Raw genomic sequence first — 20,445 nt, forward strand, 5'->3', positions numbered from 1 at the left:
CCGCCGCCTGCCGGTGGGGCGAGCTTGCAGGCCGCCTGTTCGACCGCCGGGGCGGCTTGGTGCTGGGAGCCTGTGCGTGCACTATGGTGTACGTTTCGTATTGAAAGTTCCCAACGTGAGGGCGGATGCATGGCGGTCAGAAGTGAGCAGAGTCATAAGGCGATCCTTGAGGCAACCATGGCGCTTCTTGACGAGTCCGGGCCGGACGCGCTGAGTGTCCAAAAACTGTCGATTGAGCGGATAGCCCGCGAAGCGGGCGTCAGCAAAACAACGATCTACCGCTGGTGGCCAAGTAAGGCAGCGGTTGTCATCGATTCCTTCCTGGAGAACCATGTCGCTCGCACTCCACTGCGTGAAGATGTGCCCGCCATTGACGCCTTGCGGGAGCATCTTGCGTCCCTTGCTGTCATTTATGCCGGCCCGGAGGGGCGTCTCATTTCCCAGCTGGTCGCCGAAGCGCAGTATGACGACGCGACCATGGAGGAGTTCAAGGAGCGTTTCTGGCTTCCCCGGGCCCGTGCCGTGACGGCGACTGTCCGCAGGGCTATTGATGAAGGGTCCATCCGGTCTGACCTGGAACCAATATGGGTTGCGGATTTGCTCTACTCTCCCATTTATTTTCGTCTGCTCTTCCAGGCCGGCCCACTCGACGCGGACGTTGCAAATCTCATCATGCAATCAGTTCTTGAGGGGATTGCCGCACAGAAGGGCTAGTCAGCACCTAGGATTCCCGCTCTTCGCCAGAGCCTGATTGTGGATTCGATACGGTGCGTATAGTATCTATGTCTGATGCCCCCGTATCCCGCGCCCGAAGCTCAGGCGAAGCGCGTGATCCTCCCGAAAGGACGGTTCCCCGTGAGCCCTGCAATCACCCGTCAGGACGCGGTCATCGTTGCCTACCGCAGGACGCCGATTGGACGTGCCCGTAAGGGCTCTTTCGCAGGGGAGCGGCCTGAGGATCTTGCACTGGCTGCCATTCAGGGGGCCCTCGGGGCCGTGCCTGAGTTTGAGCCGGCCGGGTTGGAGGACGCCTACATGGGCTGCGCAGTTCCCGAGGGGGCACAGGGGGACAACATTGGCCGCCGGGTTGTGGTTATGGCGGGGATGGACCATCTCCCTGCCGCTACGGTCACACGCTTTTGTGCCTCGTCCCTTCAGGCGACGGCGATGGCAGCTCAGGCTGTGCGCGCCGGGGACGGTGATGCATTCCTGGTCGCGGGTGTTGAGTCCACGTCATCCACCCCGCCAGTGACGACCTCGCCCTATCCAGGTTTTGCGGCTGCGGGGAACCGGTCCCGCGAACTCTTCGAATCCGGGGCGGAGTGGTCAAACCCCCGGACCCGCGGTGAGCTGCCGGACATCTACATCGACATGGGTAAAACCGCCGAGTTTGTGGCTCGTTCTACGGGTACCACCCGGCGGGACCAGGATGAATGGGCGCTGGAGTCACAGCTCAGGGCGGCGCAAGCCGCAGACGCCGGGTATTTTGCCCGTGAAATCGTGCCGGTCGCCACAGCGGATGGCAGCGTGGTGATGTTCGACGACGGCCCGCGCCCTGGAACAACCATGGACGGGTTGTCCGGGCTGAGGCCGGTATTCCATGCCTCGGGCACTGTCACTGCAGGTAACGCCAGCCCACTCAACGACGGTGCCTCCGCTCTCATCGTGATGAGTGCCGGCCGAGCGGAGGATTTAGGGATTGCCCCGTTGGCGCGCATCCTGGGGACAACTGCCAGCGGCCTTTCCCCGGAGATCATGGGGCTGGGCCCGGTGGATGCATCCCAGCGCCTTCTGGCTCGGCTTGGATTGTCGATCGATGACATTGACATCGTGGAATTGAATGAGGCATTCGCCGCCCAAGTGGTGCCGGTTGTCCGAAAGCTCAAGGCAGACCCGACGAAGGTCAATCCGTTCGGCGGGGCAATCGCGCTTGGTCACCCCTTCGGCGCCACCGGTGCCCGGCTTGTTGGCACATTGATTAATGGCCTTCAGACCAGGGACGCCACGCTGGGATTGGCAACTCTCTGCGTTGGTGGGGGTCAGGGCATGGCCATGGCAATAGAGCGGCTCTCATGAGCACCACGATGAGCATTGACGATCCGGCCCGTTCCATGCTGGAATCCGACCGGAGCTTGGAGCGACTGGGCGTCACGGTGGAAGGCGCCAGCGGGGGCCGTTCGGTTGCAGTCCTGAAGGTGGAGCCAGAGATGGCTAACGGGCACGGCATCGCCCACGGTGGTTTCGTTTTCAGTGTTGCAGACACCGCTTTTGCGATGGCAGCGAACACCCTCGGTCCCAGCATCGCGACCGCTGATGCATCCATTGCGTATCTGTCCCCGGCTTATGTTGGTGAGCGTCTGGTTGCTAAGGCTGAGGTGACTTTCAATGAATCGCGCCGGGTCATTGTGGACGTCGTCGTCCGCGCCGGGGACCGTACCGTGGCCATCTACCGCGGAACCGGCCGCGCACTCCGCACACCTGCCAGCTAGGGGCGCAGCGCTCCCGCAAACGGAACCCATCGTTCGAGTGCCGAACGATGGGTTCCGTTGTATGGGGGCAGCCGGCCCTACGCGAAACCGCTCCCCTGACCGTAAATCGGGTTTCCCGGTCACGGTCAGGGGAACGGCGGACAGGCACCTCTTGGTCCGTGGGTGTCAGGCCGGGACGCGGCCCCGCACGAACTCTTCGTCCGGAGAATCCGTGACCGGCAGGCCCGAGGCCACCAGTGATGCGCGTAGCTGCTTCATGAAGCGGTCGGGCAGCTTGGGGGAGGGGGCGCGAAGCGCTCCTCCGTTGAAACCCGCGAGCCACTCCTGGTACTTCCACTGGGTCCGGTTGATCATGTTGGTCCCGGGCGTCGAGGTTGCAGATACGGCGCTGTTGGCCTGGCGGGCTGGATGGACCTGCCAGTACAGCTTCATCGCTTCCTCCCACTTGCCAGTGCGCCCCAGCTCGAAGGCGCGCGGATAGTAGTCACTCATCCAGTTCGTGTTGCTCGTGCCGGAGAACTGGAAGTCAAGCGCAGACATCAAGGGGATGGTCTCTGCCTCGATCGGACAGGAGATCAGAACCTCATCGCGGAAGTGATGGTACATCTCCATCACTCCGGGGATGCCGGGGTAGGCTTGCTCCGCCTTGATAGCGACGATGTTCGGGATAGCGTCCAGCACACGTCGAACAAAGGCTACGTCCATGCCCGCCGGGTGGATGCGCTCGAACCCCCAGGCCGGCAGCGGGAACAGCATCGTTGCCAGACCCGTCTCATCGCAGAACGCTTTGGTGTAATCGAATACCTGGTCGTGGGAGGTCGGCCAGAAGGAGGCGGGGTAGGCCAGAAGCGCGCGGTCGACGCCGGCGGCTTCGGCCAGTTTGGCAGCACGGATGTTCTCTTCCAGGGTGTTGAAGATTGCATGGAAGAAGAGCGCAAAGTCCGGTCCGGCGGCTTCGCGTGCAACAGCTGCAATCCGGGCGTATTCCTCGACCGTGACGTTCACTTCGGCAACCAGGAGGGTACCGGCAAAGCCGAGTTCCTTCAGCTTGAGCACGTCGTGCCGGATGGCGTTCTCGTTAATTCCAGAGAAATCGGGCGTATAGGAAGGGTGCGTGACGGCGATTGTGCCCGCAAACTTTTCTTTCGCCCAGGCGCGGGCTTCAGTCCTGGTGTAATCCACCATGGGTTTTCTCCTTAATGCTTGGTTATTTTCTAGTAGTGACGATGCCGACGGGAAGAACGGTTCCTATTCCCTCCGCTCGCGCACGATTGACGAGCATCTCGGCAATGACAATGTCCTGCAGGCCGGAGCCTGTCGATTTGTAGATCCGTATTCCCCGGCCCGGGTCGATTACGGCTTCACCGGAGAGGGCGGCGTTTAGGGTGACAACCACAGAATCCGTATCGATTCCCTCTGCCCGGGCAATGATCATGTCACCGCTGCCGTTGACCACCTCGTCATAGGTGTCGACGACGATGACGGCGGCGCGCCCGATGAGGTCCGCCGGAAGTTCGCGCTGTGCCGGAGTGGTGGAGCCGATGGAGATAATGGCGGTGTTCGGTCCCACCCAGCTGCTATGCAGTGTGGGCGATTCGTCCCTGGATCGTGCCGCACAGAGGATGAGATCCGCGCCCTCGGCCGCCTCCCGGGCCGAGCCGACTGCGACGGCCCCCGCGGCGGACAGGCCTTCGAACTCGCGGGCGAACGACTCACGGTTAGCGGGAGTAGGACTGAATACGCGGATGCCGGCGAACTCAACCAAATGGGACAGTGCCGTGAGATGCGACCGCGCTTCGAAGCCCGAACCGATAACTCCCACCTGTAACGGCATCGGCGGCACCAGGGTCGAGGCTCCCACTGCGGAAGTCGCTGCGGTGCGCAAACCGGTGATCCGGTTCCCGTCCACCAACGCGACCAGGTCTGCAGTGTCCTTGTCGAAGAGAGAAATGAGGTAGCTGACGCGGAGTCCGTCGGCAAAGGACCCAACTATCGATTTCGCGCCGAACATCTGGCCGCTTCCGGGCACGGAGGGCATTATCCGCATCCATTCGCGTTCTGACTGCGCAAAAATCCGTCCCGGTGTGCGGGCCTCATCGTCTGCGGAGCGGTAGGCGGCCCGGATGGCCCGGATAGCTTCGGGCCAGTCTGCAAGCTTGGCGATATCGGAATCGGTCAGGAATAGCGGAAGATTCTGTGGCAGTTCACCCTCGGCGCCCACGGCCTCGCTCCTTTGCGTGTAAGCCGGCCGCTAACGCTGGGAGCGGGGCCGGGAAAATACTGAACCGGGTATTGCATTCGATACGAATCGTATCCCATATACTCGTCAGCACAACCCCGTCTCAAGGAGGAGTACTCAGAATATGGGAATTGCAACCGTGAACCCGACCACCGGCTTGATTGAAAAAGAGTTCGAGCCCCACTCGCCAGAAGAAGTCCAGGTCCGGATCGGCGAGGCTGCCCAAGCCGCTGTGCAGCTGAGGGGCACAACGTTCGAGCAGCGGGCGGCGTGGATGCGCGCCGCCGCCGAGATGCTCATGAAGGAGGCAAGCCGACTTGGGAAGCTGATTACCGTCGAGATGGGCAAGCCGATCGCACAGTCCGTCGCCGAGGTGGAAAAGTCCGCCAAAGCGATGCACTATTACGCAGATAATGCGGAAGCATTCCTTTCCGGGACTTCGCTGGAGAATCCCGCTGCCGTGGGCGCTTCGCGGGCATGGACCAGATATGAGCCTCTCGGCACGGTGCTTGCGGTCATGCCGTGGAACTATCCGCTGTGGCAGGTCATCCGGTTCGCCGCTCCCGCGCTGATGGCGGGCAATTCCGGGCTTTTGAAGCACGCATCGAACGTGCCGCAGTCTGCGCTCTTTCTCGACACGCTCTTTGAGCGGGGGGGATTTCCAAAGGGATCTTTCCGCACCTTGCTGATCGGGGGTGCGGAGGTTGCCGGTGTACTGGCTGATCCCAGGGTCAAGGCGGTCACGCTGACCGGTTCGGAGCCCGCAGGACGTTCTGTAGCTTCCATCGCAGCCGATCATGTAAAGAAGTCCGTACTGGAACTGGGCGGATCGGATCCGTTTATCGTGATGCCGACCGCAGATATTGCCGAAGCGGCAGCCGTCGCCGTGAGGGCCCGGATCAATAACAATGGGCAGTCCTGTATCGCAGGCAAGCGCTTCATTGTCCACGAAGACGTCTATGATGCCTTCGCCGCTGAATTTGCACAGCGGATGGCGGGCCTCGTCGTCGGAGATCCCCTGGATCCCGAGACTGAGGTCGGACCGTTGGCCACCCGATCGGGCCGCGACGAACTGGTCGAGCTTGTGGAGGATGCGCGGGGCCGGGGGGCCCAGATCTTGGCGGGGGGAATCGTGCCGGACAGCGATGGCTTCTTCTATGCCCCTACCGTTGTGGCCGGTCTGAGCGAGGATATGCGGCTCGTTCAGGAAGAAGCGTTCGGGCCCGTTGCCTCGCTTTACCGTGCGAAGGACAGGGAGGATGCCCTGCGCATTGCGAACCAGACGTCCTTCGGTCTGTCCAGTGCCGTGTGGACCCGCGATGAGGCGGAAGAAAGGTGGTTTATGGAGAATCTCGAGGCCGGGGCCGTGTTCATCAACGGCATGACAGTTTCCAACCAGGAGCTGCCGTTCGGAGGGATCAAGCGTTCCGGATTCGGCCGGGAACTTGCAGCAGAAGGAATCCGCGAATTCTGCAACCTTAAGACGGTCTGGAAGGCCTAACGCAACCCAGCGGGCGGTTCGCCGGAGTGCTTGCCAGTGGAATGTGATGGGTGTTACATTCTTTCGAAACGAAACGTACTGAACCGAAGGAACGAAATGACCGACGCAGTCAAAGTCGACGTGGTGGTGATTGGGGGAGGCCCGGTGGGCGTGACCGCACTGGCGCTGCTTGGCAGGGCGGGATTGACCGCCATTGGCCTGGAGCGCGAAACCGCGGCCTGGCCTACGGCCCGTGCAGTGCACTTCGACGGCGAAACCTTCCGCACACTCCAGTCACTGGGTGTTGCGGAACGGTTCGCCGAGGTAACTCTGCCAATGGCCTCGATGCACATTGAGAATGAGGCCGGGGAGGTGCTGGTCTCCGTCCCCACCGGGCGTCTCGGGAGCCAGGCATGGCATGACGACCTCACCTTCCACCAGCCGGATGTGGAGAATCTGCTCCGTGCGGTTGTCCATGAACTGCCCGGTGTGGAGCTTCGCTGCGGAAGTGCGGCCACCGCCGTCGAGAACTTCGACGGCGGCGTCGAAGTCACGGTACGCGATGCTGATGGCCGTGAATCCCGGATACTGGCACGCTGGGTCATTGCGGCAGACGGCGCCCGTTCGGAGATCCGCAAGTCGCTAGGAATCAGGAACGAACGCATCGGCGAGGATGCCCAGTGGCTTGTGGTTGACGGGATCCTGAAGGACAGCCCCGGCTTGGCAACCGACATGATCTTCCTTGGTCACCACACACGGCCCGCCCTCTGGATCCGCCTGCCAGGTGAGAGGGTGCGGATGGAATTTATGCTGATGCCTGGCGACAACCCCGAGGATATCGTCACGGCGGAGTCTGTGGAACGGATTAGCCGCGGCGTCCTGCCTGCTGACAAGTTCACCGCTGACCGGCAATCCATCTACACGTTCCGGGGGCGCATCGCCGAGCAGTGGCGGGTAGGCAATATCTTCCTCGCGGGAGATGCCGCCCATCAAGCACCCCCGCTGTTTGGCCAGGGTCTCTGCGCGGGGATCCGGGATGTGGCCAATCTCGTCTGGAAGCTTGACTTGGTTAAGCGAGAGGCAGCGGATGCGGCACTGCTGGATACCTACGAATCCGAACGGAAGCCCCACGCGCGTTTCTGGGTGGAGCAGGCAGCTACTGCCGCCGGCTTCATCCAGACGACCGACGCCGACGTGGCGAAGCAGCGGGATGAGTTCATCCGGAGCAATCCCGCCGCTTCTGCCCCGGTATCTCCGGCCCTGGGTCCGGGCCTCCATGAAGGGGGGACCGACAAGAGGGCGGGCTATTTAGGCATCCAACCCATTCTCGCCGACGGAGTCCGCCTGGACGACATGGTCGGCACGCACTTTCTGGTGGCTACTTCACCGGACCTCTACGGGGCAGTTGCCCCTGAGCTGCGCGCGCAACTGGAGGACGACGGCGACGTCGTTGTACTCCTCGATACGGCTAAGACCGGCCAGATTCTTGAAGCAGCCGGTGCAGCCGCGGTTGTCATGCGGCCGGACCACTACATCCTGGGCCTCGGGGACACTCCCCAGGAACTCGAACGCATTGTTCGCAGCATCCCGACCGTAAACCGTGCCGTCCCGGCTTCCATCTAGATCCAAACCCCGCCCAAAAGCGGAATGAGACAGGAGATCACCATGGCATTCAGTCCGATCACCCACCTGCGGCACTTTGATATCGCCGTACCCGACTACCAGAAGCAGGTGGACTTCTATAAGAACCACTGGGGGCTCACCGTCATGGAAGACGACGGCGGCGTTACCTACTTCGCGGCCGAGGGGTCACCCGAAAAGTACTCGGTTCGGGTCCGCAAGTCCGAAGAGAAACGGCTTGACCTCGTCTCTTTCGGTGCCGCGGACCGCGCTGCAGTCGACCAGCTCGCATCCGACCTCATTGCGAAGGGCGTACAACTGGTTGGCGAACCGGACGATGTAAAGACGCTAGGAGGCGGCTACGGTTTCCGGTTCTTCGATCTTGAAGGCCGCACCATTGAGGTTTCCAGCGACGTCGAAACGCGCCAGCACCGCAAAATCGAAGAGCGTGAGGACATCCCGGTCAAGCTCTCGCATGTCGTGCTGAACTCGCCCGAGCCGGAAAAAATGCGCGCCTGGTACGAGCAGCACCTCGGTTTCCGTCTGTCCGACACCCTGAACCACCCGCACACGGGCGACCTGTTCTATTTCATGCGCTGCAATGCGCAGCACCACAGCATGGCGATCGCCCGGGGCCCGCACGCTTCACTGCAGCATGCGTCATTTGAACTGCGCGGAATCGATGAATACATGCGGGGCAGTGGCCGCCTTATGCGTGCGGGCTTCCGGAAGATCTGGGGTCCGGGGCGGCACCGCGCCGGTGACAACACCTTCACCTACTTCGTCGACCCGAACGGGAACACGATGGAGTACACCACAGAACTGGACGTGATCGACGAGGATACCTGGCATCCCAGCATCTTTGACGTCCGGGAGCCGGAGACATCAGATCAGTGGGGTACCGGCGGGGAAATGGATGAGTTTATTACCAAGGAGATGTTTAACGACCCGGACAAGGGCTTGTACGTAGCCCCGCCGGTCTGACGGGCGGTTGGTGTGGCTGAAGTAACGGTAAGTGAAATGGCCGGTCTGAAGGGCTTTGCACTTGGTTCCTTTGAGCTCGCGGGAGAAACGATCCCTGGTGTGGTTTTCGGAGACTCAGTTGTAGATCTCCGATTCGTTTTGCCGGAAGTCAGGCAGATCAGAGATCTTTTCGCTAGCTGGGACAGCAATCTGGATACGCTCCAGGCCCTAGAGCCAGCGGCACTTCCAACGCACCCGCTCCGGGAACTGCGTGTCCTGCCGCCCGTGCAGCCAGTCGGAACCTTCATTGCGGCCGGTGCGAACTATCGCGAGCATGTCCTCGAGATCAGTGTGGCTCACCGGCTCGGTTCCGAAGGGGCGAACGAGGCCGAGCTTCGGATTGAGGCTGCTGCAGAGACGGATGAACGAGCCCGGGCAGGTGATCCTTACGTGTGGACGGGAATTCCCTCTGCTGCCTGCGGGGCCTACGATGACCTTCAGTTACCGGACGTCGGTGGAAATGTCGATTGGGAACTCGAGTTGGGGGTGGTGATTGGGAAGCCAGCGCATCGGGTCGCCACTGCTGACGCTATGGACTATGTAGCGGGATATACGATCGTCAATGACATCACGGCTCGGACACTGGTTCCGCGTAGTGATATTGCGATGATGGGCACCGACTGGTTCCGATCGAAGAATCAGCCGACATTTTTCCCAACTGGCCCCTATCTGATTCCAGCCCGGTTCGTGGATGACCCGGCAATGCTTCGGATAAAGCTGAGCCTCAACGGCATGCTTATGCAGGATGCCTGCACGGACGATCTGTTGTTTGGTGTGCCGGAGTTGATTGCCTATGCGTCATCGGTAGCCCAGCTGCAGCCCGGTGACATTCTGCTGACCGGTTCGCCGCCTGGAAACGGCTCGCACTGGAACCGTTTCCTGCGGGACGGCGATGTTATGGACGCATCGATCTCAGGCCTGGGTTCCCAGCGCACGGTCGTTCGAGCTCCGAGCGGGAGTCTGCCGGCGTGGTACGCCGATAGGCGGCCGGCTGGCTCGGCGATTAAGAACGCCGAACAGTGAGCCTGAAACAGAGCCATTTCGTTCCACCCGTCCCTTTCCTTATGGCAGGCCATCAGGGGATGCTTGGCGGATTGGACCTTGAGACCAGCCAAGCGGTTTCAAGTGAATCCCAGCTGGAAGGCTTGATGGCCGGGAAACTGGACATGGCAATCACGGCCATCGATAACCTGTTCACCTGGACGGAGGCTGGAGCCGATGTCAGGCTCATCGCCCAAGTCGAGAAGACCACGCCGCTGAAGGTCTATGCGCGGGGGAGCGCAGGATCCCTCGCGGAACTTGAGGGGTGCCGGTTTGGGGTGGATGCACCTCTGAACGGATTTGTGCTGGCCGCCCGGCGGGTTCTCCGTTCTGCCGGCGTCGAGGTCCAGTATGTAACTGTGGGCGGGGTGCGGGAACGGTTCGATGCTCTGGTCGCCGGGGACGTGGATGCGACGCTACTCGGTCCGCCGTTCAGTGAACTGGCTTCGGCCCAGGGCATGCAATGCCTGGCGAACCTGAACTGCCTGCTTTTGGACTTTCCCGGTCAGGGGCTGGTGGTGCGCGCGGGGGTTGCCGATTCGAATGAACTTCAGGAATATCTGCGTGCCTTGGCATGGGGTGTGCGGTCCTGTGGATGGCTTTCGTCCCTGGAAGGCAGGGCGTTCTTGTCGCTATACGGTTTCGCAGACGAAGCGGCATCAGCGGCGTGGGATGCACGTCCGGACACTCTGGAAGTCAGTTCCGCCGGTCTCGCTGCTCTAACGGACATTCGCCGGAGCCTCGAACTACTGCCCGTGGACATCGAGCTAGCGGAGCTCTGGGATCCGGGGCCGCTCCGACGAGCCCTGGATTCAACCGTTCCCTGAGTTCTGCAGCGACGCCCAAGGGCCGCCAAGGAATGGGCCGGCACTTTCGATGCACGTCGACATTCACAACCATTGTGATCGCGCACACAAGATGCGATACTGTACGTATCGCATCGAAGATCCAGAAATCTACTGAGGAGAAAACATGAAGCTAGGGAGAGTCGCCGTCGCAACGCCCGACGGCGAACAAATCCGGCTCGTTGCAGCCCTGCCCGAAGAGGAGAGGGTTGTTGACCTGGCCCGTGCGTACGCGCTGACCCTGCAGCGGAAAGCCGCCGATCCGGACCGCGCCCGGGCAATTGCGCTGACCATGCTGCCGGGCAGCCTGTCGGCGGGGATTGGCGGAGGAGATGCCTTCCTTGACGCCGCTCATGCTGCGCTGGCGGCGGCGGACGACGCCTCCTTCGCCATCGACGAGGTCTCTTGGCGGGCGGCAGTGGATTCTCCGGTCATCCGCGACGGGCTGACGTTCGAACAGCACATTCAGAACTTCCACCGCATCGTCGCCAAGGCGCAGCCTTCACGCTCGATCTACCAGCGGCCCGGATACTTTAAGGGGACCACTGCCAGGTCCTTGGGTCATAACGAGGTTCTTGCGTACCCGGACTTCACTGAGGCCCTGGACTGGGAGCTGGAGGTCGGTTACGTAGTCGGTAAGTCCGGCAGCGACCTGACTCCGGATGAAGCCCCCAGCCACCTTTTTGGGATCACCATCTTCAACGACTTCAGCGCCCGCGACGTGCAGGGCGTAGAGATGCCCATTGGAATGGGGCCGCAGAAGAGCAAGGACTTTGCTTACGGCATCGGCCCGTGGGTAGTCACTATGGATGAAATTGCCTCGGTTGAGGGACTGAAGGGGCAAGTCCGCGTCAACGGAGAAGTCCTCTCCGATACCAAGGTTGAGGACTTCGTTTACACCCCTGCCGAGCTTCTGGCGTACGTCTCCATTTCCGACCGCCTGCAGCCGGGCGACATCATCGGCTCCGGCACCATGGGGTTCGGAGCCGGGGTCGAGATCGGGCGCTTTCTGCAGCCGGGCGATGTCATTGAGCTGGAGCTCGAAGGTGTCGGGACGCTGCGCACTCCCATATCCACCGAGCGTGAGAAGGCCCCGTGGTGGCCAGAGCCCCGTCCCTACCCGCACGAGGAGTGGCAGGCATGAGCACCAGACCTCCCGTCCGCCGTGTTGTTACCGGACACGACGACCAGGGCCGCGCCGTCATCCTCTCGGACGGGCCGGCACCGAATCACTGGTCCTCCGATGTGATTCCGGGTTTCGGCGCAACCGTTCCGTGGATCACCCAAGGTCCCATCGACCACGTAAGTGACGAGGACCCGGCCGCTGCAGAAGCGGATATCCCCAGCTTTCCCGGCACGGGCGAAACGATCCTGCGCATCGCAGACTTCCCACCGGATTCTGTTTACCCGGATGAAGCCGAGTCCGTGGTCTTCAGCGAAATTGACGGGCATGAAGAGGCCGAAGCCGGCGCGCAGCACAGCAAGGGGAAACACTTCTGGTTCCACCGAACCGATTCACTGGATTATGCGGTTGTACTCGATGGTGAGATCACTTTGATGGTCGATGAAGGTGAAACGACCATGCGTGCAGGAGACGTAGCCGTGCAGCGTGCCACCAGCCATGCCTGGTCCAATCGCACGGACCGCACAGCCCGGTTGCTTTTCGTGCTGATCGGAACCGAGCCGGTGTCGGCTGCGGAAATCGCGGCGAAGCGTCAGGAGCAATCCCATTCCTTGGAGCGCGCATGATAGTTGATGCCAGCGCCGCCGACGGCGACGTGATCTGGGAGCCCGGCGCTGCCGTCCCAGACACGGGGATAGGACGATTCGTCCATTTCCTGCAAACCCAGGGCGTCGACACAGGCGAGGACTATGACGAGATCTGGCAGTGGTCGGTGGATAATCCAGGGACCTTCTGGGAGCTCTTCGCCCGTTTCGCCGGAGTGGATTTCGGTGGTTCCGATGGGCCCGTCTGCACGCCGGAGCCCATGCCGCACACGAGATGGTTTCCCGGACGCACAGTGAACTTTGCTCGCCATCTGCTTGATGGCCATCAGGGCACTGCGCTCATCGCCGTCGCAGAAGACGGGTCCAGGGAAGAGATTAGCTGGGACACGCTGCGAAGCGAGGTTGCCTCCCTGGCGAAGCACCTGCGCGAGCAGGGCGTTGAGCCGGGTGACCGGGTTGTGGCCGTCCTGCCGAACGTGGCCGAGGCTGTTGCCGGGTTCCTGGCTGCGGCCTCGATCGGAGCCGTGTGGTCCATCTGTGCGCCTGAATTCGGCGCGGGAGCGATCGTTTCGCGATTTAGTCAACTGGGCCCAAAGGTTGTGATTGCCGCGCCGAGCTACTGGCTCGGCGGCAAGGAACGTGACCGGAGGGAAGAGTTCCGGGAGATCTTCGCCCAGCTTCCAACCGCTGAACAAATCATCTGGGTGACCCGTCACGGTTCCACTCCACCAGTCGACACGCCGGTGCCGGCGCTCAGCTGGGAACAGGCCGTGGCCGTACCGGCGGATCCTGTGTATAACGACGTCGAGTTCAGCCACCCGCTGTGGGTCCTTTTTTCCTCCGGGACCACTGGTATTCCCAAGGGAATTGTGCACGGTCACGGCGGCGCGCTGCTCGAGGAGCTGAAGATGCTCCTCATCCATTCGGACCTGCGGCCGGGTGACCGGTATTACAACGTGGCCTCGACCAGCTGGGTGCTGTGGAACTCGCTGATCTCCGCCCTTGGCGTGGGGGCGACGGCCGTGCTCGTGGACGGAAACCCCACGTTCCCCTCGGCGGACCGGGTCTGGCAGGTGACCGCTGCAGAGAACGTTGCGGTTCTCGGAGTCAGTGCCGGATTTGTCCACGCCTGTGCCAAGACGGGACTGTCGCCGATGAACGATCATGACCTGCCCGCGCTGCGTTCACTCCAGGTCACCGGCTCGCCGCTGTCCGCGGACGGTTACCGCTGGGTATACGGCCATGTGGGCGATATCTGGCTGAGCTCGATGAGTGGCGGCACGGACATCGCGTCGGTCTTTGTCGGCGGATCACCCACACTGCCTGTTCGGGTCGGCTACATTCAGGCACCCGCCCTGGGGGTCCGGGCGGAGGCATGGGACGACGCCGGAAGACCCACCACCGGGAAAGGCGAGCTCGTAGTTACCCAGCCCATGCCGTCCATGCCCCTACAGTTCTGGGGCGACGACGGCAGCCGCTACCACGAGAGCTATTTCTCGACCTATCCGGGAGTATGGCGGCACGGCGACTACATCGAGTTCACCTGGCGCGGGATCCTCATCCACGGAAGATCCGACTCCACGCTCAACCGCAACGGACTCCGGCTCGGCTCGGCGGACATCTACGCTGCCGTCGAGTCTCTTCCGGAAGTTGCTGAAGCCCTCGTCATTGGTGCCGAGCTTGGCACGGAATACTATATGCCGCTCTTCGTTAGGCTCGCAGACGGTGCCACCCCCGAGGTGGCAGAGGCTGCGATTGTGAAGTCCATCCGGGATAGTCTCTCCGCCCGCTACCTGCCTGACGAGATCGTGTTCATGCCTGCGATCCCACACACCCGTACGGGCAAAAAGCTGGAAGTCCCGGTGAAACGCCTCCTGCAGGGTGCTGCGCTCGACGCCGTCGCGGACCTCGGTGCAGTCGACGACCCCGAATTGCTCGAAGAGTACGCTCGGTTCGCAGCCGGACGCCACAGCGTGGCAACCTAGCCGGACTACTAGTCCGGTGTCCGAAGAGGCCCGCCTGCACGCCGGCGGGCCTCTTCGGAGAAGCCGAGCCGGCCCCTGGAAGCAGAGTCCAACAGGCTAGCAGCCGCTGCCGTCCACGGCGCAGGCTCCGCCTTCCGGCACGACGGGCTGGAGCGGGCGCTGGCCTTCCTGCCATGCCTGGGTCAGTGCCTGGGTGAACACCTCTTCGGGCTGGGCACCGGAGATGCCGTAACGGCGGTCAAGCACAAAGAACGGCACGCCGCTCACGCCCAGGGCACGGGCTTCGGCGATGTCTGAGTCAACCGAATCGGTGTAGCCGGTGCCCGCAAGCACTTCCCTCACGGCATCCGGTTCCAGCCCCGCGCCGGCGCCGATCCCGGCCAGTACGTCGTGGCTGGAAATGTCCTGGCCCTGCTCGAAATGCGCTGCGAGGAGTGCTTCCTTCACGGCTGCAGCTGTTTCGGCGCCCTTCAGGTCGCGGGCCAGATGGATCAGCCGGTGTGCGGTGAACGTATTGGCTACCACCAGGTCATCAAAGCGGTAGTTCAGGCCGACGCCGGCAGCCTGGGCCGTGACGTGCTCCAGCATCCCGGACACCTGGGCGGGATCCATGCCCTTGACCTTGCTCAGGTACTCGACCTCCGAGCCCTCAAAGCGTTCCGGCAGGCTCGGATCCAGCTGGTAGCTGCGCCAGCAGACCTCCACTTCCGAAGCGTGATCGAAGCGGGACAGGGCAGCCTCAAAGCGCCGCTTACCAATGAAACACCAGGGGCATCCGATATCGGACCAGATTTCTACCAACACATGTGCCTAAACAGCGCAGTGCAGGACTTCTATTCCCCGCCTCAGGGCACCGTTCCGTGTTCGGACCTGCTGTGACATGATCCTGGACATGAAAATCACCAGGCAGGTACTCGTCATAGACGCACCGGACCTCAATGTTGAAAGCACCTTCTGGGCGTCGCTGCTCGGCGGAACGGCCGTTGAAACAGACGACGACTGGCACAGTATCCAGGTGAACGGCGAGAAAGTGATGGCGATCCAGCTGGCACCGGACCACGTCCGGCCGCAGTGGCCGGACGGCCAGCCGCAGCAGCTGCACCTTGACCTGCACGTGGAAGATCTGCCCTCCGCCCATGCCGAAGCCCTGTCCCTGGGGGCGGAGCTGCTGCAGCCTTCCCCGGACACCACGGCAGCGAGCGGATTCCAGGTCTATGCCGATCCCGCCGGGCATCCGTTCTGCCTCTGCTGGGGCGAAGGCTAGCTGCGCGAGCCGGCCGCCGCCGTCGTGCTTTCGGGGGTGCCGGTCTCATCGGCCAGCACCGCGCGCTCCCGGCCCGCACCGCGGACCCAGATCCGGTAGGCAATAAAGAGGAAACCGATCCACACGACGCCCACGACCAGCGCGATCCGGGTATCCGGCATGATGCCCAGCAGCACCACAATGAAGACCATAAAGGCCAGCGCCGCATAGGACGCCACCGGCCAGAACGGCACGCCGAATTCCGACGCCGGAAGTCCCCTGCGCTTGATCTCGCGCTTCATGGCGAGGTGGGAGAGCAGGATCATCAGCCATACCCAGACGGTGGCGAACGTGGCGATCGAGGCGATGAGCAGGAACAGGGATTCGGGCAGCACGGCGTTGAGCACTACGCCCACGAGGAGCACTCCGGCCATCACCGCCACAGTCATCCAGGGCACGCCGCGGCGGGAAATGCGGGCAAACCCTGCCGGCGCCTGGCCCTGCTGGGCGAGGGCGAACATCATCCGGCCGGCGCCGAAGGTGTCTGAGTTGATGGCGGAAAGGGCTGCCGTAATGACGACGGCGTTGAGGATGTGCGCTGCTGCCGGGATGCCCAGGGAGTCGAAGATCTGCACAAACGGGCTGGTTTCGCCGTCGATCTGCTCCCACGGGAAGATCATCATCAGCACGGCCAGCGCGCCCACATAGAAGAGCAGGATGCGCACCGGCACGGTGTTCACGGCGGCGGGGATGGCCTGCTTCGGGTTCTCTGCTTCCCCGGCGGTGATTCCAATGGTTTCAATGCCGCCGAAGGCGAACATCACCACGGCAAAGGAGGCCAGCAGGCCCCAGAACCCGTTGGCGAAGAACCCGCCGGAGCCCAGCAGGGTGTCCAGGCCGGGGTTTGCTGCGTCCTCGAGCCCAAAGCCGAACACGATGATCGCTGCGCCGCCGGCAATCATGGCGATGATCGCTGCCACCTTGATGATGGAGAGCCAGAACTCGGTCTCCCCGAAGACCTTCACCCGCATCAGGTTCAGCGCCGCAATCAGCAGCACGACGGCGAGGATCCAGATCCAGCGCGGCACATCCGGGAACCAGAAGCCCATGTAGATGCCGAAGGCCGTGACGTCGGCGATCGCCACGATTGCCATCTCGAAGGCGAACGTCCAGCCGGTGATGAACCCGGCGAACGGGCCGAGATAGCGGCTGGCGTACTGGCCAAAGGATCCGGAGACCGGATGGCGGACGGCCATTTCCCCCAGTGCCCGCATGACCACGAAGACCGCTGCACCGCCGATGATGTAGGCGAGCAGGACCGCCGGCCCGGCAGCCTGAATCGCTGCAGCGGAGCCGTAGAAAAGTCCCGTGCCGATTGCGGAGCCGAGGGCCATAAAGCGGATGTGCCGGACATTCAGTCCGCGGGCCAGGGCCTGGCCGAAGGAAGACATGCAGAAAACACCTTGAAATGGGGGAGAGCCGCAGACAGCAGCCCATCCATGCTACGCCTCCCGGCCGGTGCCGGCGGGCGAGACGTGGCGCCGCCCACACGCGGATCAACCCCCGGAACAGACAAGCGGGGGCCGGACGCTTTCGCATCCAGCCCCCGCCTTCGCGAAGGAGTTAGGCAGCCGCTGCCGGTTCGCGGGATTCGTGCAGGAACCGGGCGTAGGCCGGAACGGTAAGGAAGGTTGGGAACTGCTCGCCGCAGGCCACTTCCTCGAACAGCTCCAGGGCGTCCTCGAAACGGTCACCGTCGAAGCGCTCCAGCTTGGCGAACTCCTCTTCCATTAGTTCCTGGACCCAGTGCGGGGTCACGATCTCTCCCTCGTCGGTCACAGCGGAGGAGTGGATCCACTGCCAGACCTGGGACCGGGAGATCTCCGCGGTGGCGGCGTCTTCCATCAGGTTGTTGATGGCAGCGGCGCCGTTGCCCCGCAGCCAGGACTCGATGTAGCGGATGCCCACCTCGATGTTTGAACGGATGCCGGCCTCGGTGATCACGCCCGGAGTCGCTGCGATGTTCAGCAGCTCCTTGTCATTCGGGATGACGTCCTCGCGGGAGCGGTCCAGCTGGTTCGGACGTTCGCCCAGCACGCCGTCGAACACCTCCATGGCCACCGGCACCAGGTCCGGGTGCGCCACCCAGGAGCCATCGAAGCCGTCATTCGCCTCGCGGGTCTTGTCAGCGCGCACCCGCTCCATGGCGACGTCGTTCGCTGCCTTGTCCCGACGGTTGGGGATGAAGGCGGCCATGCCGCCGATTGCGTGGGCGCCGCGGCGGTGGCAGGCCCGCACCAGCTGCTCGGTGTAGGAGCGCATGAACGGAGCGGTCATGGTCACCATGGAGCGGTCCGGGAGGATGAAGCGCGGGCCACGGGTGCGGAAGTTCTTGATCACGGAGAAGATGTAGTCCCAGCGGCCGGCGTTCAAACCGGCAGCGTGGTCCCGCAGTTCGTAGAGGATCTCTTCCATCTCAAAGGCTGCGGTGATGGTTTCGATCAGCACGGTGGCACGGATCGTGCCCTGCGGGATGCCGAGCAGGTCCTGGGCCAGGATGAAGATGTCATTCCACAGCCTGGCTTCGAGGTGGTTCTCGATCTTCGGCAGGTAGAAGTACGGGCCGCGGCCTTCGGCGATCAGCCGGTGCGCGTTGTGGAAGAAGTAGAGGCCAAAGTCCACGATTCCGCCGGCGATTGGCGTGTTGTTCACCAGCATGTGCTTTTCCGGCAGGTGCCAGCCGCGCGGCCGCACCACGATCGTGGGCAGGTCGGTCAGGCGGGAGCCGGCGACCTTGTATTCCTTGCCCTCGGGGGAGGTGAAGCCGAGGCGGTTGTCCAGGGCGTCGCGCAGGTTCAGCTGGCCGTTGATCACGTTGGACCACGACGGCGTGGAGGAATCCTCCATGTCCGCCAGCCACACCTTGGCACCGGAGTTCAGGGCGTTGATGGTCATCTTGCGGTCCACCGGACCGGTGATCTCCACACGGCGGTCTTCCAGTCCGGGAGCGGTGGGAGCCACGCGCCAGGAGTCGTCCTCGCGGATGTGCCGGGTCTCGGCCAGGAACGCCGGGTCAGCGCCGTTGGAGATCTTCTGCCGGCGGGCCTGGCGCTGCTGCAGCAGTTCCTGACGGCGGGTGTGGGTCGCCTGGTGCAGCGCCTTGACGAAGTCCAGGGCCTGCGGGGTGAGGATTTCCTCCTGCCGGCGGACCGGCGAAGCGGTGAGGGAAATACCGTTCAGGGTGATGGGATCGTTCATGGCGTGCTCCTTGGCGTTTTCAAAAGTTTGGGTTTCCCGCCCGCCCCTCCCCACCCCGCCGAAAGGGCAGTTACGGCTGTTTTCAGGGCTGAAACGAGCCGTAACTGGCCTCACGACGGAGGGGGAAGGGACAGGAGAGTGGTGCTGGTTAGTGGAACTGGGCGGTTTCGGTGGAGCCGGCCAGTGCCAGGGTGCTGCCCTCGGGGTTCAGGGCGGTGGCAATAGCGTCGAAGTAGCCGGTGCCGACTTCGCGCTGGTGACGGGTAGCGGTGTAGCCGCGGTCTTCGGCGCCGAACTCGCGCTCCTGCAGTTCCACGTAGGCGCTCATGCCGGACCGGGCGTAGCCGTGGGCCAGGTCGAACATGGAGTAGTTCAGGGCGTGGAAGCCGGCGAGGGTGATGAACTGGAACTTGAAGCCCATGGCACCGAGTTCGCGCTGGAACTTGGCGATGGTGTCATCGTCCAGGTGCTTCTTCCAGTTGAACGACGGCGAGCAGTTGTAGGCCAGCATCTGGTCCGGGAATTCCGAACGGACAGCTTCGGAGAACTTGCGGGCCATTTCCAGGTCCGGGGTGCCGGTCTCCATCCAGATGAGGTCGGAGTACGGTGCGTAGGCCTTGGCCCGGGCGATGCAGGGCTCAATGCCGTTGCGGACCTTGTAGAAGCCTTCAGCGGTGCGCTCGCCCGTGATGAACTCCTGGTCCCGCTCATCGACGTCGGACGTGATCAGCGTGGCGGCCTCAGCATCGGTCCGGGCGATCACCACGGTGGGCGTGCCGGCGACGTCGGCTGCCAGACGGGCCGCGTTCAGGGTGCGGATGTGCTGGCTGGTAGGGATCAGCACCTTGCCGCCGAGGTGGCCGCACTTCTTCTCCGAGGCGAGCTGGTCCTCCCAGTGAACGCCTGAGGCGCCGGCCTGGATCATGGACTTCATCAGTTCGTAGGCGTTCAGCGGGCCGGGGGGGGGGGCGGGGGCGGCGGGGGGCGTCGGCCACGATCGGCACCAGGTAGTCATCCACGGACTGGATGCCTTCGGCGAACTCGATCTGGTCTGCACGGAGCAGGGCGTTGTTGATGCGGCGGACTACGGTGGGAACCGAGTTGGCCGGGTACAGCGACTGGTCGGGGTAGGTGTGGCCGGAGTTGTTGGCGTCAGCTGCGACCTGCCAGCCGGAGAGGTAGATGGCCTTCAGGCCGGCCTTGACCTGCTGCACGGCCTGATTGCCGGTGAGGGCACCGAGTGCGTTGGTGTACCCCTCATCGCCGGCGTTGCGCAGCTGGTCCCACAGCTTCTCGGCGCCGCGGCGGGCCAGCGTGTGCTCTTCCTGGACGCGGCCGCGGAGCTTGACGACGTCTTCGGCAGTGTAATCGCGCTCGAGGCCTTCCCAGCGGGGATCGGTGGCCCATTCCTGGGTGAGCTGCTCTGCGGTGCGTGCTGTCTGTTCGCGGCTGGGTTCCTGCGTCATGCCCTACATCTCCTCGGTTGCGGTGCGA

17 protein-coding genes and 1 pseudogene are annotated in these 20,445 nt (G+C 63.1%); 12 read left to right on the forward strand and 6 right to left on the reverse strand.

All coding sequences use genetic code 11. The annotated features are described in order from the left end of the window. The first annotated feature begins 129 nt into the window (after window positions 1-129). The 3 genes from TVC13_RS04315 (at window position 130) to TVC13_RS04325 (ending at window position 2,489) form a co-directional block, all read left to right on the forward strand. A complete protein-coding gene (locus TVC13_RS04315) occupies window positions 130-714 on the forward strand; it encodes a TetR/AcrR family transcriptional regulator (protein ID WP_422400003.1) in 585 nt (194 codons plus the stop codon). A 141-nt stretch (window positions 715-855) separates the two neighbouring features. Further along, complete coding sequence (locus TVC13_RS04320) at window positions 856-2,076, forward strand: acetyl-CoA C-acyltransferase (RefSeq protein WP_422400004.1); 1,221 nt, start codon at window positions 856-858, stop codon at window positions 2,074-2,076. Next, window positions 2,073-2,489: a PaaI family thioesterase gene (locus TVC13_RS04325; RefSeq protein WP_422400005.1), complete on the forward strand. Its 417-nt coding sequence runs from the start codon at window positions 2,073-2,075 to the stop codon at window positions 2,487-2,489. The genes TVC13_RS04320 and TVC13_RS04325 overlap by 4 nt, the downstream gene beginning before the upstream one ends. A 165-nt stretch (window positions 2,490-2,654) precedes the next feature. On the opposite strand, the gene TVC13_RS04330 is transcribed toward TVC13_RS04325, so the two are convergent. Both TVC13_RS04330 and TVC13_RS04335 read right to left on the reverse strand, forming a co-directional pair. Then, complete coding sequence (locus TVC13_RS04330) at window positions 2,655-3,674, reverse strand: dihydrodipicolinate synthase family protein (RefSeq protein WP_422400006.1); 1,020 nt, start codon at window positions 3,672-3,674, stop codon at window positions 2,655-2,657. Between the two features lie 22 nt (window positions 3,675-3,696). Beyond that, the gene (locus tag TVC13_RS04335; protein WP_422400007.1) at window positions 3,697-4,710 is read right to left on the reverse strand and encodes an ornithine cyclodeaminase family protein; all 1,014 of its coding nucleotides are present in this window, start codon (window positions 4,708-4,710) and stop codon (window positions 3,697-3,699) included. 142 nt (window positions 4,711-4,852) lie between these two features. On the opposite strand from TVC13_RS04335, the gene TVC13_RS04340 reads away from it, so the two are divergent. The 8 genes from TVC13_RS04340 (at window position 4,853) to TVC13_RS04375 (ending at window position 14,450) form a co-directional block, all read left to right on the forward strand. Continuing rightward, complete coding sequence (locus TVC13_RS04340) at window positions 4,853-6,229, forward strand: aldehyde dehydrogenase family protein (protein ID WP_422400008.1); 1,377 nt, start codon at window positions 4,853-4,855, stop codon at window positions 6,227-6,229. Window positions 6,230-6,325: 96 nt separating this feature from the next. Beyond that, window positions 6,326-7,831, forward strand: coding sequence for a bifunctional 3-(3-hydroxy-phenyl)propionate/3-hydroxycinnamic acid hydroxylase (locus TVC13_RS04345; protein WP_422400009.1), 1,506 nt, complete (start codon window positions 6,326-6,328; stop codon window positions 7,829-7,831). A 42-nt stretch (window positions 7,832-7,873) separates the two neighbouring features. After that, window positions 7,874-8,812 carry a VOC family protein gene (locus TVC13_RS04350; protein ID WP_422400010.1) on the forward strand — a complete coding sequence of 313 codons (939 nt, stop codon included), beginning with the start codon at window positions 7,874-7,876 and terminating at the stop codon, window positions 8,810-8,812. 12 nt (window positions 8,813-8,824) lie between these two features. Next, window positions 8,825-9,874 carry a fumarylacetoacetate hydrolase family protein gene (locus tag TVC13_RS04355; RefSeq protein WP_422400011.1) on the forward strand — a complete coding sequence of 350 codons (1,050 nt, stop codon included), beginning with the start codon at window positions 8,825-8,827 and terminating at the stop codon, window positions 9,872-9,874. Window positions 9,875-9,915: 41 nt separating this feature from the next. Continuing rightward, the gene (locus TVC13_RS04360) at window positions 9,916-10,719 is read left to right on the forward strand and encodes an ABC transporter substrate-binding protein (RefSeq protein WP_422400012.1); all 804 of its coding nucleotides are present in this window, start codon (window positions 9,916-9,918) and stop codon (window positions 10,717-10,719) included. Window positions 10,720-10,864: 145 nt separating this feature from the next. Further along, window positions 10,865-11,881: a fumarylacetoacetate hydrolase family protein gene (locus TVC13_RS04365; protein ID WP_422400013.1), complete on the forward strand. Its 1,017-nt coding sequence runs from the start codon at window positions 10,865-10,867 to the stop codon at window positions 11,879-11,881. Further along, window positions 11,878-12,486: a cupin domain-containing protein gene (locus tag TVC13_RS04370; RefSeq protein ID WP_422400014.1), complete on the forward strand. Its 609-nt coding sequence runs from the start codon at window positions 11,878-11,880 to the stop codon at window positions 12,484-12,486. The genes TVC13_RS04365 and TVC13_RS04370 overlap by 4 nt, the downstream gene beginning before the upstream one ends. Continuing rightward, window positions 12,483-14,450 (forward strand): acetoacetate--CoA ligase, encoded by a 1,968-nt coding sequence (locus TVC13_RS04375; RefSeq protein WP_422400015.1) that lies wholly within the window; start codon window positions 12,483-12,485, stop codon window positions 14,448-14,450. Before TVC13_RS04370 ends, TVC13_RS04375 begins: the two co-directional genes overlap by 4 nt. A 96-nt stretch (window positions 14,451-14,546) precedes the next feature. Here TVC13_RS04375 and TVC13_RS04380 read toward each other — a convergent pair whose 3' ends face one another. Next, window positions 14,547-15,254 carry a DsbA family oxidoreductase gene (locus TVC13_RS04380; protein ID WP_422400016.1) on the reverse strand — a complete coding sequence of 236 codons (708 nt, stop codon included), beginning with the start codon at window positions 15,252-15,254 and terminating at the stop codon, window positions 14,547-14,549. Window positions 15,255-15,342: 88 nt separating this feature from the next. Between TVC13_RS04380 and TVC13_RS04385 the strand changes: the two genes are divergently transcribed. Then, on the forward strand, window positions 15,343-15,714 hold the full coding sequence (locus tag TVC13_RS04385; RefSeq protein WP_422400017.1) for a VOC family protein: 372 nt from the start codon (window positions 15,343-15,345) through the stop codon (window positions 15,712-15,714). Here the strand turns inward: TVC13_RS04385 and TVC13_RS04390 are convergent. The 3 genes and pseudogenes from TVC13_RS04390 to aceA all read right to left on the reverse strand — a co-directional run bounded on the left by TVC13_RS04390 (window position 15,711) and on the right by aceA (window position 20,417). Further along, window positions 15,711-17,144, reverse strand: a complete 1,434-nt coding sequence (locus tag TVC13_RS04390; RefSeq protein WP_422400018.1) for an amino acid permease — start codon at window positions 17,142-17,144, stop codon at window positions 15,711-15,713. The genes TVC13_RS04385 and TVC13_RS04390 overlap by 4 nt on opposite strands. Window positions 17,145-17,316: 172 nt before the next feature. Then, window positions 17,317-18,951, reverse strand: a complete 1,635-nt coding sequence (gene aceB / locus TVC13_RS04395) for a malate synthase A (RefSeq protein ID WP_422400019.1) — start codon at window positions 18,949-18,951, stop codon at window positions 17,317-17,319. A gap of 148 nt (window positions 18,952-19,099) precedes the next feature. Further along, window positions 19,100-20,417, reverse strand: a pseudogene (gene aceA / locus TVC13_RS04400) (isocitrate lyase). Window positions 20,418-20,445 lie beyond the last annotated feature (28 nt).

This window comes from Arthrobacter sp. 3Tela_A, from assembly GCF_049311025.1.
In the GTDB taxonomy this organism is placed as follows: domain Bacteria; phylum Actinomycetota; class Actinomycetes; order Actinomycetales; family Micrococcaceae; genus Arthrobacter_B.

Bases quoted from the DNA above. Each gene is read 5' to 3' on its own strand.
- TVC13_RS04315 (WP_422400003.1), top strand. From the start codon at position 130: ATGGCGGTCAGAAGTGAGCAGAGTCATAAGGCGATCCTTGAGGCAACC.
- TVC13_RS04325 (WP_422400005.1), top strand. From the start codon at position 2,073: ATGAGCACCACGATGAGCATTGACGATCCGGCCCGTTCCATGCTGGAA.
- TVC13_RS04330 (WP_422400006.1), bottom strand. From the start codon at position 3,674: ATGGTGGATTACACCAGGACTGAAGCCCGCGCCTGGGCGAAAGAAAAG.
- TVC13_RS04340 (WP_422400008.1), top strand. From the start codon at position 4,853: ATGGGAATTGCAACCGTGAACCCGACCACCGGCTTGATTGAAAAAGAG.
- TVC13_RS04345 (WP_422400009.1), top strand. From the start codon at position 6,326: ATGACCGACGCAGTCAAAGTCGACGTGGTGGTGATTGGGGGAGGCCCG.
- TVC13_RS04350 (WP_422400010.1), top strand. From the start codon at position 7,874: ATGGCATTCAGTCCGATCACCCACCTGCGGCACTTTGATATCGCCGTA.
- TVC13_RS04360 (WP_422400012.1), top strand. From the start codon at position 9,916: ATGGCAGGCCATCAGGGGATGCTTGGCGGATTGGACCTTGAGACCAGC.
- TVC13_RS04365 (WP_422400013.1), top strand. From the start codon at position 10,865: ATGAAGCTAGGGAGAGTCGCCGTCGCAACGCCCGACGGCGAACAAATC.
- TVC13_RS04370 (WP_422400014.1), top strand. From the start codon at position 11,878: ATGAGCACCAGACCTCCCGTCCGCCGTGTTGTTACCGGACACGACGAC.
- TVC13_RS04375 (WP_422400015.1), top strand. From the start codon at position 12,483: ATGATAGTTGATGCCAGCGCCGCCGACGGCGACGTGATCTGGGAGCCC.
- TVC13_RS04385 (WP_422400017.1), top strand. From the start codon at position 15,343: ATGAAAATCACCAGGCAGGTACTCGTCATAGACGCACCGGACCTCAAT.
- TVC13_RS04390 (WP_422400018.1), bottom strand. From the start codon at position 17,144: ATGTCTTCCTTCGGCCAGGCCCTGGCCCGCGGACTGAATGTCCGGCAC.
- aceB (WP_422400019.1), bottom strand. From the start codon at position 18,951: ATGAACGATCCCATCACCCTGAACGGTATTTCCCTCACCGCTTCGCCG.